Below are 12,345 nucleotides of genomic sequence, written 5' to 3'. Positions count from 1 at the left end.
CAGACCCGGCGGCGCACCCACCCGGCCAAGCCGCCTCTTGCGCCCAACCCACATCCTGGGCTTCACCAGGCCAGCCAATCACGTCCAAGCTCGCCCACACCGCCGGAGTCAGGAGCCGCGTCCGCCCGCCGGACCGTTCCCAGCCGACCTGATTCACGCCGCCACCTCGATCCCGAACGTCCAGCCGCGGCCGGCCACTCGACCATCCCCCCAAACCGACCTGAATCACGCCGCCACCGTCGATCCCGAACGTCCAGCCAGAATCAGGTGCCGCAGCCGGCCACTCGACCGTTCCCAGTCGACCTGAGTCACGCCGCCACCGTCGGCCCCGTTTCGCTCAGCCCGAGTCAGGCCCGGCGACCTGCTGCTGGACCGTTCGCTCAGCCGCAACCGGATCCTGCCGATCGTCAGGAGATGTGAAGGAGCGACGCGGCGGCCACATCGGAACCATCAGTGGTCTCGCATTGCTCACCGGCACCACAGCCCTGGCCGCGGTCGCCGGCGGTCAGCATTCGATTTTCGCGACGATGCTCCTCGGCCTGCTCTCGCTCGGGATGGCCCACTCCCTCTTCGTCGAGATCCGCCGTCAGGCCCGCCGCCGGGCGACCTGGAGCCGCCACGACACGGTCAACACCGTCGTTCTGGCCGCCTTCGGCGAGACCGCCCTGCTCATCACCATCATCGCGGGCAACCCGGAGCCGGTCCGGACCGTTGGCCCGATCCTCTCCCTGACGTACGCCGCCGCCTGCGCCCGCTTCGTAACCGACCGCCGCCGGGCGATCGCCACCGCCCAGCCGACACCCGCGCACTCAGATCAACGTCGAGCCCGCTCGGACGAAGATCGAGGACGAGCAGCCACCCCCACCCGTCTCTGAGGTTCGAGGGATCGTCGCAACACCCTGAATATGGGGATCAGGGATCGTTCGGTCAACGGTGGTGGCGGCCGGGGCATCGGGCAACATCCGAACCGGAAAGCGGCGACGTCACGACCGAACCGCTCGGATCGCCCGCGTGACGTCCGTCGCGCGGGCGGCACCTCACCGAGGACGAGCCTGTGCAGATCGCGGACGGCGGCGTGAACATACGACGATGCGGCAGATCGCTGTCGAGCCGAACCGGAAATCCGTCGCCGATCAGCCGGGGAACGGCGGCGCAACGAGCACCCGCCAGTGGGTCCTACCGGCCGCAACACGATCGGCCCTATGTCCTGCTCGTGCATCTTCCGTCCGGGCCCGGACCCCCGGCACTGGCCCGTGATGCCCTGGTCGCCGCTGTCGGCCTGCTACCCGGAGCGCTACGTCGGCAGGACCACGATCATGGGCGGGACCAGGACGCCCTGGGTCTCCAGCGGGAGTTCCGGGGCGGGCAGCCAGTCGAGGCCGAGCGCCTCCGGACCGACGCCGTCGTCGGCGCCCAGGCGCGGCTCGCCGTCGGCCACGGTCACCGCGAAGACTGACGTCATCCCCGACGGGTACGGCATTTCGAGGACGTATCGAGCGTCGCCGACAATCAGCCCGGTCTCCTCGAACACCTCCCGCCGCACGGCCTGCTCGGGGGTCTCACCGGGCTCGATGCCACCGCCCGGCAGGGTCCACCACTCGCCGCCACCGGATCGCCGGCTCCGCTCGTGCACCATCAGCACACGGCCATCCCGCACGATCACGGCGGCGGCCCGTTTTCGTTCGCTCACGATCGCAGGCTAACCGGCGCCCGGGGCAGCCCGCAGGACCACGTTGGTAGGTGTGAATAAGCCGATGGTTTACCGTGGTGCCCGATCTCGGGCACCACGGCATCACCTGTGAATTACGCCAGGTAGTCGCCGCGGGTCGGCGGCATCTCGCTGGTGCCGTCGCGGTGACTCTTTACCGCCAGGACCTGGTTGACGTTGATGCGCGCCTGCTCGAAGGCGAGCGCGGACGCCGCCATGTACAGCCGCCAGACCCGGGCCCGGCCGGGGCTGGTGAGGCGTACGGCGGTCGACCAGTCCGACTCCAGGTTCGCCACCCAGGCGCGCAGCGTGCGGGCGTAGTGCTCCCGTAGCGCGTGCACGTCGCGTACCTCGAAGCCGGCCTCCTCTAGGAGGGTGACCGTCGTGCCGATCGGCGCCAGTTCCCCGTCGGGGAAGACGTACGCGTCGATGAAGGACCGCTGCTCGTGCGGCTGCTTCGGTGGCAGGTGGAGGCGGCCGATCTGGTGGTTGAGCAGGCGGCCGCCCGGCTTCAGCTGGCGGTGGAGGATCTTCGCGTAGTCGAGGTACGGCGCCGTGCCGACGTGTTCGGCCATGCCGACGCTGGAGATCGCGTCGAAGGGACCGTCGTCGAGGTCGCGATAGTCCTGGATCCGGATCTCGACCTGGCCGGTGAGACCGGCCTCGGCGACCGCCTTGCGGGCGTAGTCGGCCTGCTCGCCGGAGAGCGTGATGCCGAGCGCCTGTACGCCGTAGTGCTTCGCCGCGTGCATGGCCAGGCTGCCCCAGCCGCAGCCGACGTCGAGCAGCCGCATGCCGGGCTTGAGGCCGAGCTTGCGGCAGATCAGGTCGAGTTTGTCGCGCTGCGCGTCGGCGAGGCCGTAGTCCGCCTCGTCGTGCATCCAGTACGCGCACGAGTAGACCATGCTCTCGCCGAGCACGATCCGGTAGAAGTCGTTGCCCACGTCGTAGTGCTGGCTGACCGCCTGCTTGTCCCGGCGTTTGCTGTGCTGGTCGCCGGTGACCTGCATCTCTTCCGGTGGCGGCTTGGGCTGGGTGCCGATGATGCCGAGCTTGAACGCATCGGTGACGACCGTACGCAGCGGCACGTCCTTGATGTCGGGCGAGCGCCAGACCAGGTCGGCGAGCCGGTTCAGCGCGTCGTACAGGTCGCCCTCGAGATCGATTTCGCCCGAGACGTACGCTCGGGCGAGCCCGAGTTCGTTCGGCTGCCACATCAGGCGGCGCAGTGCTCGCTTGTGCCGGACGATCAGAGTCGGAGCGTCCTCCGGGCCGGCTGTGGAGCCGTCCCAGGCGCGCAGCCGTACCGGCATGAGCGTCTGCAGGAGACTCTCGAGGAGGCCTTTGATCTTCGCGGCGACGCTCGGGGCGGGGGTGGTGGTCGGCATAGGAAACCTCCCAGGTGGAGCCGGTCACGCTGGGGGTATCGGCGTGACCGAATCTTGAACCGACTCACTATCCGCCCGCTGCGGCAAATTACATAAGGTCCTTCTATTGTTTTGTGACTGACGACTCACAGTGTGCGAACTGGGCCGGTCACACCACGCGTAACACCCGTTCCAGAGTCTCCGCGCGCATCGGTCGGGCTCGCTCCCTCCGGGTGTCGGCGAGGGCGTCGAGCACGATCCGTCGCTCTACTTCGGACAGGATTCCGACGAAGGGTGACGTGCCGCGCAATTCCACCGCGTAACCGGCGGACGACGTGAGCGCCTCCAGCACCGCCTCCGGACCCTCGTCGAGCACGGCCTGCCAACGATCGATCCACTCCCAGGAATGCCCCTCGGGGTGCAGCCGTGTCAGGCGGCGCAGGTTGATCGTGGCCGCGGCCAGGATCGCCGCCGGGTTGGCGACGAACTTCCCGGCGATCGCCCGGTGCAGCCACAGCTGCTCGGTCTCGGTGCGGCTCAGGGCCGGCCGGATCAGAGCTTCGATGTCGGCCCGGCGCAGCTTGCGCTGGGTGCCGATCGAAACGTACGGCAGGAGGCCGCGGGCACACAGATCTGTCACCTGCCGCCGCGACGACCGGAGGAGGATCGCCGCTTCGCCGATGCTCAGTAGTTCGGGGGAGGTGCGCATCGCCACGCGAGGATGTTCCCGCCCGCCATCCCGCAATGCAACAACCGAACGGCTCTTGACTCTTTCGGCCGGACTGCGTTGACCTAACTGGCGCGCACGCTCGTCAGCAGATAGGTGAGCCGCTCCAGCAGGTCTTCGGTCATCGCGACGCCGGTGACCCGCTCCACGAACGCGAACGCCGACAACATGCAGTACTTCCGATATTCGGCCTGGTCACCCGACCGCAGGTCCCGAGCCACCGCGAATCCGGCCGCGTCGGCGACCGTCGCCAGCTCGGAGGCGCCCCAGCCGCTCACCTTCTCGCTGGTGAGCGGATCGAAGTCGACGCGATAGCTCGCGTCCTCGAGCACCAGCACGCGCCCGAGCCCGCGGGCCTTCCAGGAGAACGACACCAGGGTCGTCCCCCGGCCCAACGTCCGCGCCTGCAGGTCGGTGGTTCCGAACGTCCCGTTGTCTTCCACCAGCAGCGCCCACTCCCCGACGTGGGCAACCCCGTAGAAGTACTGCTCGGCTCCCATCTGCTGCCCGTCCCCCGACCCGACGAGCTGCTCCCACCCGATCCGCTCGAGCTCTTTGCCCTCGCTGACCTTGATGACCTGCTCGGGCGTCAGCCCCCGCACCCAGGTGAAACAGAACCCTTCGGCCAGATCATCAACCGCACCGAACCACGCATAGTCCCCCGCCACCGCCGGCCGCCCCAGCAGAAGCGAAGGCAACGGCGCAGGAGTCTCCGAGGCCGAGGACGAGGCCGTCGGACTGCTCGTCGGCGAAGCCGAGTCCTCCGACTCACGTGGCGCGGCCCCCGCACTGACCGCCTGACATCCGGCCAGCAAACCACCGCCGAGAAGCCAAAACAGAGATCGCCGCCGCACCGGGCCAGTAGATCAGCCCAACTCTCCCAAGACCATCCCACTCACGGCTTTCCGCACCCGTCCTCCGCGTACAGAAAAGGCGCGACCATCGGTCGCGCCGCACCCAGCACAGCAAAATCCCCGGCCCGCCACAGCGAACCGGGGATCCAACACTCGTGGAGCCCAGGGGACTTGAACCCCCAAACTGTGATCATGGGTCATGTCGCACTTAACAGGCACCTGACCTGCCGATATCGGTGAACGTCTCTCGACTTCTGACACCGCTTTACAGGCTGGGTTGTGCCCGGCTTGTGCCCGATGATCTTCTGGTGAAGACCAGTAGCTGGGATCCGTCCCGTCAGCGCAACCCAAGGCTTGTAATCGGTGTCGCCGAACTTGCTGTCGTCGTGCATCAGGTTGTGGAACGTGTCGCCGTCGTGCAACTCGCGGAGGACACGGACTGGCCTCCCCAGGCTACGACGGAGAACGCATTCAAGATTCATCCTCGAAAGGTAGTTTTCCCAGCTCAGGACCCATGACCCGCTATCCCAAGTCTGATAAGTGTCGTACCGTGGCCATACTGTCAATCACAGCTTGCCGCGCACGTCTGGCTGACCCGGACGGTCGTTCGGCAATAAGAAGGGGTCCCGCACCCTGTATCCGGTAAGAAGCCGGGAGCGGAACCCCAGGTAGTTGGGATAGGTAGGTGGTCCGGGTTGGGATCTTCTAGTTGACGCTAGAAGTGTTCCAACCCGTTCACCGCGGTGACCAGCGTGGCGACAGATCCAGCGAGCGCGGCGATCGCGTACAAGACGCGAACGAGGATCTCCCACCACCGCGGTCGGCGGGGACGGTTCGGCATCTAACTCCCTTCTTCCGGGGTGAACTCAGTGAGGGTCTCAGAGCCCCCTGACAAAAACGAGCTCTCAGCTTCTGGAAGCGGACATGCATCTCCGCACCTGTGGGATGTCAAGGCTGTCTTGACACTTGCTTGCCCAGGGGCGTTCGTGGCTCAGCGCCATCCCGTCACCGTCGATCCGCCTTTCAGGGAGCGGGCTCGGCCGGCGCCCGCCATGCCAAGACGGCCGTGACCCTAGGCACCCAGGTTGGCGGGCGCCGGCGGAGTCTGCTCGGCTTGCCCCGGAGCGAGGGTGGCGGGGTGCGCGACCATCCCGGAGCCGGAGAGCCCCCGCCGGAGGCGTAGTAACCCCCGGCCATCTACGTCCCGGCTGCGCGCTGCGGCCTGGAGCGGTCAGCTCGTCCGCGTCGCCCAGGCCGTGCCGGTCGGCCGCTCGACCAAGTCCTCACACCCCGGATTTTCGTCAGTCCTTCGGCAGGCCCGACTCTCTTACGCTCTCCACGAGTGTCGCCGAGGAGCGGTTAGCGTGCCGCCGCAGCTTTTCCCTGCTGCGGCGGTGCGCTGCCCTCGGCGACGGAGTGAGCGGCCCGTTTCGGGCCGCCTTGAAGACGTACAGAAAGTTTGCACACGATCCCCGGCGGCCGACCGTCTTACTCAGCTCATTACCGGTCGACTGCTAAGCAGTTCGGGGAATGTTTGCTGTAGCACGCAGAACTCGTTCCCCCACGGATCGCGTAGCACCCAGAAGTCATAGCCGCGCTCTTGTTGGTGATCCCAGCGAGTAGCGCCTAGTCGTTCGAGGCGTTGTACTTCAGCGTCAACGTCGTCTGTCTCGATGTCGAGATGCATCCGTTCCTTCGACGCTTTCTTGTCATCTACATGTTGTAGGAGTATGCGGATCTCTGAATCCGGCAATCGCAACTGTCGGTAGACCTGGCTGCTTGGCGAAGCCAACTGTTCCTCAGAAGCGTCGAGTGCCGCAGACCAAAACTCGGTTGCTGAGTCCAGGTCGGGACAGTCAATTACAAAATGGCAAAGGCGACTGCGGTGGGCCATGGCTAGTCGGAGGCCGTCTCGGCTAGTACCCATTCGATGTAGCGGGGATTTCCCGCTACAACTGGAAGCGCGATGACACACGGCACCTCGTATGGGTGTTCCTTATCTGCCAGGGCGACGATGGCTGGGACGAGAGAAAGTCTTGTGTGCAGGGCCACTCGCGCCTCACCTTCATCCTCAATGGCTCCCTGCCATCGATAGATTGACCGAATCGACGCAATGTTTTGTCCACAGGCGGCCAAGCGATGTTCCACAAGCTCGCGGGTAAAGGTGGCGAGCCATTCGGCTGTTCCCGCCGTTATGATCACTTCGCAAATTTGCTCGGGAGTGTCCTTCACTGGATAGGTTCCCCTTCCTTCAACTCGTGGATTATTGCGAGGGTCTCCTCTTTGGTCCGGGCGATGGCCCCCCAGCCGGAGATTATCGGGCCGTCATAACTTAAGCCGACCCACCGTCCGCTCATCTTTTCGCCGTGCTGATGTAGCACGAAATACATCGTGCCCTTTGAGCGCACCGCGCCTTCGTCCGCGACGTACCAGCCCATTAGGACTTCGTTGTCCCAGAGGCGGAATTCACCCCTCCATAGGTAGCCCCCCTCCTCGAACGACTGCGTTCCGCGAGTGGTAGCTATAACGTCGATTATTTCGCTCTGTTGCCTCATTCGAATTTGGTGGGGGTTCAGGATCTCTCGGCCTTCATTCCATGTTTGCCAGCAGGCCCACCAGTCGCCCGACAGGTCGACACGGTGAACTTCCTCTCCGGCCAACTCCTCGACTGTGATCCCCAGCGCCCTAGCGATGCCGACCGCGACGAGTAGTGCAGGTTGCGTGTCGCCCGCCTCATAGCGGCGAATCTGCCGCGTGTCGATGCCTGCCTTCTGAGCAAGTTCAGCCTGCGTCATGCCCAGCTCGTTGCGGCGTCGGCGGATGACTTCATTCACGTTCACTAGTCCATTGTCCCGGACACAGTCGTCCTAGCCAAACGGACACGCCTGCCCTCAGATAGGGCAAAGACGTCCTTGACACAGGGCGCTTGCGTCCTCATCATAGAGGTCACAAGTGTCCTCACAGCAGGACATGAAAGGCCCCGACGGGCTGGCACCCGTCGAGGCCAGGTGCATCGGTCTCCCTGAGAAAGGACCAAACGATGCCTGCTCAGCGTACCTCTATGTCCGCGTGTCTCGCCTCGGGTCAACTGTCAGACGCTTCCGCTTTGCCTCCCTACACCCGGCTTATGCCGGTCGCGTCGACCCCTTCCGGCTCCACGCCTACCGGACACCTGACCACCTCCGCTGACTCCGGCCCCGCTACCCACTGCACTGCCGCACCGCAACTCACCTGCCCGAACCCCCTCAACCCCCACTGCAACTGCCCCGGTTGTCAATCCGTCATCGACGGCGACGCCCCGCTGACCGTAGGCCGTTTCACCGGCAGCTTCAGCATGAGCGGCTTCTGATGACCGCTCCGACCCTCACCCGCCCGGCCACCCGTCCGGCCATGTGCCCGAACCCGGCCGCACACATGCACCCGCACCCGGTTCCGGTCACCCCGGAACTACCCGCTATCTCCATGGTCGTCCGACGACTGCGCCGCAAGCGCGGGCTGTCGCAGACCGAGTGCGCCGAACTGATCGGCTACTCAGCGTCCTGGCTCTCCCAGGTCGAACGCGGGGAACGCGGCATCGACAGCGTCCGCGCCTTGCGGGAACTCGCTCGTGTCCTGGACGTCGATGTGCACAGGCTCATCGAGGTGGTCCTGTGACCACCCACACCGCTGTCATGCACCCGTGCCGTCAACGGCGGCTTACCTACGGCTGGCAGCCCATGCAGCTCATCGGCCGCATCGAGATCCTCGCCCAACACGCAGGCATCGACGTGCCGAAAACCTACGAGCTGCTGCGGCACCTGTTCCTCTGGGAACAGCACCGCGAACCCATCCCGGAGCCCTACGCCGTACTCATCGAGTACGCGCTACGGCACCCCAACGCGCTCATCCCTGAGCGCACCGCAACACCGCAGAGTGACGCGGAGCACGCCTGTGCCCGCTGACCTCAGCCTGGCGTCCCCCGGCCCGATCTTGCCTCCTTCATGATCGGTACGGGGGGCACCGGACCCACAGACCCGGATCACTCGGCCCCGGCTTGGAGGCCACCAGCGGCCGAGTGGTCCGCCCCCGGCACCGCCCTCACCCGGGCATCACAGCCCGACTACTACAGCTGGCTCCACCACGTCTCCGCTGCCGCAGGCTGCACCCGCCCCATCCGGCTGTCCGGCACTCTGTCGACCGTCGAAGCGGGCACCGGCCGTGTCCTCGACACCCGGCACACCGACGCCATGCCCGACGCTGCGATCTACAAGGCGTGCGGCAACCGGCGCCACTCGGTCTGCCCGTCCTGTGCCGCCACCTACCAGGCCGACGCGTTCCAACTCCTACGCGCGGGAATCGTTGGTGGCAAAGGAATCCCGGACACCGTGGCCTTGCATCCGGCCGTGTTCGCCACCTTCACCGCACCCTCGTTCGGCACGGTTCACACCCGGCACGTCAAAAAGCACACCTGCCGCGACCGGCGGCGCTGCGACTGCCGTCCCGAGCCGTGTCACGCCCGCCGTCAGGTCGGCACCTGCGCCCACGATGCTCCGGCTGTCTGCTGGGTACGGCACGCCGACGACGATCCCGCCCTCGGTCGGCCACTGTGTCTCGACTGCTACGACTACGACCACCAAGCCGTCTGGAACCTGTTCACCGGCAAGCTCTGGCACCGCACCACCCAGAACGCCCTGCGCTACCTGCAACGGCTCTGCAAACGGCGCGGCATCGCCCGCGTCCCCGTCGTCTCACCGACCACCGGCAAGGTCACCATGAAGGCTCCAGTGCGGCTCTCGCCTGGCAAGGCCGCCGAGATGCAACGACGCGGTGCCATCCACTTCCACGCCCTGGTCCGCCTTGACGGCATCGACCCTGACGACCTCGACGCCATTGTGCCGCCGCCCGCCGGCCTTTCCGTCGCCGACCTCGAGGACGCCATCCGGCATGCCGCCACCGTCACCGCCGAGACCAGCCCACCTCACCCCGACCGCCCTGACGGCTGGCCGATCGCCTGGGGCGATCAGGTCGACATCCGGCCCCTGGCCCTGGCCGGAGACGGTGCTGTCTCCGACGCCCAGGCCGCCGCCTACCTCGCCAAGTACGCCACCAAATCGACTGAGGCCACCGGCTACCAGTCCACCCGCATCAACACGGACACCGACGAGCCGATCAACCCTCAGGGCGGCCACATCGCCCGTCTCGTCGCCGCATGCTGGCGACTCGGTCGCCCCATCCGGACACCGATTCACTGTCAACCTGGCCTTGACAACCCACCGGCTATCGACCCGGAAACCGTTACCTACCAACGACTCCGGCGCTGGGCACACATGCTCGGCTTCGGCGGACACTTCCTCACCAAAGCCCGCCGTTACTCCACCACCTTCGGCGCCCTCCGCGCCGCCCGCGTCGACTACCGCCGCGTCACCGACCTCCACCACCCTGACCAGCTGTCCGGCCTCGACATCGTGGACCAGGCCGTCATCGTCGGCATCCTCGGCTTCGCCGGAGTCGGCTGGCAAACCACCGGCGACGCCCTACTTGCCAACACCTCCGCCGCCATGGCACGCGAGCGTCATCGCACCGGCCGCGAAGAACTCGCCCACGAAACCGGAACCCGGACTAACACGGTCCTCCTGGCCGCATAGACGGTTCACCAGCACAACACCTGCACGGCGCAGGAAAAACTACCTTGATCGCCGACAAGCGCGGCTCGATCCGTTGCCCCTTTCGCCACTTCAAAGGAGACACGGACATGACTCGGCTGAACACCGAGACGGCTCCCGCGCCCGTCAGCAACGAGCTGTGGACCGTCGAAGAGACAGCGGCATTCCTGCACACGCCCATCGGCACCCTTTACCAGTGGCGGCACCGCCGTAAGGGACCGCCAGCAGCCAAAATCGGTCGGCACCTGCTGTACGACCCGGCGGATGTTCGCGCCTGGTTCCGGGATCAGGTGGCTTGACATGCCGATCGACGATCTCTGGTACCTCAAGGAACGCGGACGGAACAAGGAACGACTGCCCTCGAAGCGGCACGGACGCGGGAAACGATGGCGAGTCCGATACGTAGACGCCAACGGCGAGAGCCGAGACAAGCACTTCGACCGCGAGACCGACGCGAAGGAATTCGACAAGGCCGCCCTGAAGGGAACCGCCCCGGAAGTCCAGGTGGCCCAGACCGAGCGAAACCTCACCTTCCCTGCATACGCAGAGCGATGGCGGGAGCCACGCGTCATCACCTGGCCGTCGCCGGAAACCCGCCGACGAGTGGAGTCGAACATCCGGCTCCACCTCGCGCCGGCCTTTCCCGGCGGCATCCGAGGCATCAACGAGACGGCCGTCTTGAAGTGGCTGGCGGCCGAGCTGGCCGACGGGACCCCGCAATCGAGCCTGCGGCTCTACTTCGAGTTGTTCGACGCGATCATGGCCGCCGCAGTCCGGGACAAGGTGATCGGTGAGAACCCATGTGATGCGATCAAACTCACACAGATCTTCCGGGATCTCAGTGCAGCACCGAAGTGGGTCCCGGACGACCGGGACGTGGCTCGGCTCTTCGAGGCCGTGCCCGACCGGTATCACGGAGTCCTGTGGCTTGGCAGCGGCGCGGGTCTGCGGATCTCCGAAGCACTCGGATTCGAGGACGGCCCTCGCTGTCTCGACACCGAAGACGAGCAACTTCACGTCGTCCAGCAACTCCGTTACTCGCCGAAGGAGTACGGCGGCTTCTGCCTCACCGCGCCGAAGTCCGGATCGGCGGGAACCGTCGACCTTGACCCGACCGTCCAGGAAGCGCTAAGCGGCCACGTACGGGACTACCCGCCTCAGGAAGTCGAGATGCTCGATCGCACCGGGCGCCTTCCGGTCCGGCGACGCGTACCGCTGCTGTTCACCACGGTGCACGGAAACCCGTTCACCGACCGAACCTGGTCGGGCGAGTGGGTGAAATGGCGGACCAAGGCGGGCTGGCCGACAGATCCCAAGCAGGCGGGCTTCCATGCTCTCAGACACTGGTTCGCCACGACGCTGATCGCCAACGGCGTCGACGCGAAGGAGGTCCAGCGGGCACTGCGACACGCCCAACTACAGACCACCCTCAGCGTCTACGTGCACTTCTGGCCCCGCCAGGACCGCAAGCGCGGGATCGTCGGCGACGCCCTCACGGCAGCAAGAAAAAAGCTGGGCACACGCTGAGTTGTGCCCAGCATGTGCCCAATGATCTTGCGCTTACGTTTGGCCTGGTCAGAGGCCGTATTTGTGGAGCCCAGGGGACTTGAACCCCTAACCCCCGCCTTGCAAAGGCGGTGCTCTGCCAGTTGAGCTAGGGCCCCCGGACCACAAACCTACCGAAGGTCGGGCGCCGTAGTCGCCTCGTGCCACAGCGCCCGCTCATCGCTGGACGCCTTGACCTTCTTGATCACAAACGCCGCAGCCCCGATGAGCCCAGCGACGATAAGGAGCTTCTTCAGCATTGAGACACACTCCCAAACGATTCCCGCGCAAGCAACCCGCTCCGCCCAACCCCACACCCGCGAGCAAGGCAACCGCGCCACAGCCACACCGCAGAGCGAAGCGACCGCGCCGCGGAGCGACCGCCCACCAAAGCGCAACCATCGTCCGTAAGCGCAACCATCGTCCGTAAGCGCAGCCACCGCACCGCGGGGCGTCCGGGGGCTCGGCCCCCGGAGCAAAATGACGAGTGGCCCCGGTCCGC

14 protein-coding genes, 1 tRNA gene and 1 pseudogene are annotated in these 12,345 nt (G+C 66.1%); 6 read left to right on the top strand and 10 right to left on the bottom strand.

Annotated elements, in window-relative coordinates:
* Window positions 1-416: 416 nt before the first annotated feature.
* A complete protein-coding gene (locus AB0M88_RS01160) occupies window positions 417-875 on the top strand; it encodes a hypothetical protein (protein ID WP_364093597.1) in 459 nt (152 codons plus the stop codon).
* A gap of 419 nt (window positions 876-1,294) precedes the next feature.
* On the opposite strand, the gene AB0M88_RS01155 is transcribed toward AB0M88_RS01160, so the two are convergent.
* The 8 genes from AB0M88_RS01155 to AB0M88_RS01120 all read right to left on the bottom strand — a co-directional run bounded on the left by AB0M88_RS01155 (window position 1,295) and on the right by AB0M88_RS01120 (window position 7,496).
* Window positions 1,295-1,690, bottom strand: a complete 396-nt coding sequence (locus AB0M88_RS01155) for an NUDIX hydrolase (RefSeq protein WP_364093594.1) — start codon at window positions 1,688-1,690, stop codon at window positions 1,295-1,297.
* 113 nt (window positions 1,691-1,803) lie between these two features.
* Complete coding sequence (locus tag AB0M88_RS01150) at window positions 1,804-3,096, bottom strand: cyclopropane-fatty-acyl-phospholipid synthase family protein (RefSeq protein ID WP_364093591.1); 1,293 nt, start codon at window positions 3,094-3,096, stop codon at window positions 1,804-1,806.
* Window positions 3,097-3,244: 148 nt separating this feature from the next.
* A complete protein-coding gene (locus AB0M88_RS01145; protein ID WP_364093941.1) occupies window positions 3,245-3,784 on the bottom strand; it encodes a helix-turn-helix domain-containing protein in 540 nt (179 codons plus the stop codon).
* Between the two features lie 83 nt (window positions 3,785-3,867).
* Window positions 3,868-4,500, bottom strand: coding sequence for a DUF6461 domain-containing protein (locus AB0M88_RS01140; protein ID WP_364093588.1), 633 nt, complete (start codon window positions 4,498-4,500; stop codon window positions 3,868-3,870).
* 871 nt (window positions 4,501-5,371) lie between these two features.
* Entirely contained in the window at window positions 5,372-5,497 is a 126-nt protein-coding gene (locus AB0M88_RS01135; RefSeq protein WP_364093585.1) for a hypothetical protein, read from the bottom strand.
* A 651-nt stretch (window positions 5,498-6,148) separates the two neighbouring features.
* Entirely contained in the window at window positions 6,149-6,550 is a 402-nt protein-coding gene (locus tag AB0M88_RS01130; RefSeq protein WP_364093582.1) for a VOC family protein, read from the bottom strand.
* Window positions 6,551-6,552: 2 nt separating this feature from the next.
* Window positions 6,553-6,888: a divalent-cation tolerance protein CutA gene (cutA, locus tag AB0M88_RS01125; RefSeq protein WP_364093579.1), complete on the bottom strand. Its 336-nt coding sequence runs from the start codon at window positions 6,886-6,888 to the stop codon at window positions 6,553-6,555.
* Window positions 6,885-7,496: a helix-turn-helix transcriptional regulator gene (locus AB0M88_RS01120; protein ID WP_364093576.1), complete on the bottom strand. Its 612-nt coding sequence runs from the start codon at window positions 7,494-7,496 to the stop codon at window positions 6,885-6,887. The genes cutA and AB0M88_RS01120 overlap by 4 nt, the downstream gene beginning before the upstream one ends.
* Window positions 7,497-8,004: 508 nt before the next feature.
* Here AB0M88_RS01120 and AB0M88_RS01115 point away from each other — a divergent pair.
* From AB0M88_RS01115 to AB0M88_RS01095, 5 genes and pseudogenes are all read left to right on the top strand, one after another.
* The gene (locus tag AB0M88_RS01115; RefSeq protein ID WP_364093573.1) at window positions 8,005-8,310 is read left to right on the top strand and encodes a helix-turn-helix domain-containing protein; all 306 of its coding nucleotides are present in this window, start codon (window positions 8,005-8,007) and stop codon (window positions 8,308-8,310) included.
* Entirely contained in the window at window positions 8,307-8,597 is a 291-nt protein-coding gene (locus AB0M88_RS01110; RefSeq protein ID WP_364093570.1) for a hypothetical protein, read from the top strand. The genes AB0M88_RS01115 and AB0M88_RS01110 overlap by 4 nt, the downstream gene beginning before the upstream one ends.
* Before the next feature lie 114 nt (window positions 8,598-8,711).
* A pseudogene (locus AB0M88_RS01105) lies at window positions 8,712-10,280 on the top strand (replication initiator); the annotation flags it as partial.
* Between the two features lie 107 nt (window positions 10,281-10,387).
* The gene (locus AB0M88_RS01100) at window positions 10,388-10,597 is read left to right on the top strand and encodes a helix-turn-helix domain-containing protein (RefSeq protein ID WP_364093938.1); all 210 of its coding nucleotides are present in this window, start codon (window positions 10,388-10,390) and stop codon (window positions 10,595-10,597) included.
* Window position 10,598: 1 nt separating this feature from the next.
* Window positions 10,599-11,825 carry a site-specific integrase gene (locus tag AB0M88_RS01095; RefSeq protein ID WP_364093567.1) on the top strand — a complete coding sequence of 409 codons (1,227 nt, stop codon included), beginning with the start codon at window positions 10,599-10,601 and terminating at the stop codon, window positions 11,823-11,825.
* A 64-nt stretch (window positions 11,826-11,889) separates the two neighbouring features.
* Here AB0M88_RS01095 and AB0M88_RS01090 read toward each other — a convergent pair.
* Window positions 11,890-11,962 (bottom strand) — tRNA-Ala (locus AB0M88_RS01090).
* 12 nt (window positions 11,963-11,974) lie between these two features.
* Complete coding sequence (locus AB0M88_RS01085) at window positions 11,975-12,103, bottom strand: DLW-39 family protein (RefSeq protein WP_364093564.1); 129 nt, start codon at window positions 12,101-12,103, stop codon at window positions 11,975-11,977.
* Between the last annotated feature and the right edge of the window lie 242 nt (window positions 12,104-12,345).

Source organism: Actinoplanes sp. NPDC051411 (assembly GCF_040682075.1).
Classification (GTDB): domain Bacteria; phylum Actinomycetota; class Actinomycetes; order Mycobacteriales; family Micromonosporaceae; genus Actinoplanes.
The sequence above is the reverse complement of the archived record's forward strand: the minus strand, read 5'-3'. Positions and strand labels throughout refer to the sequence as shown.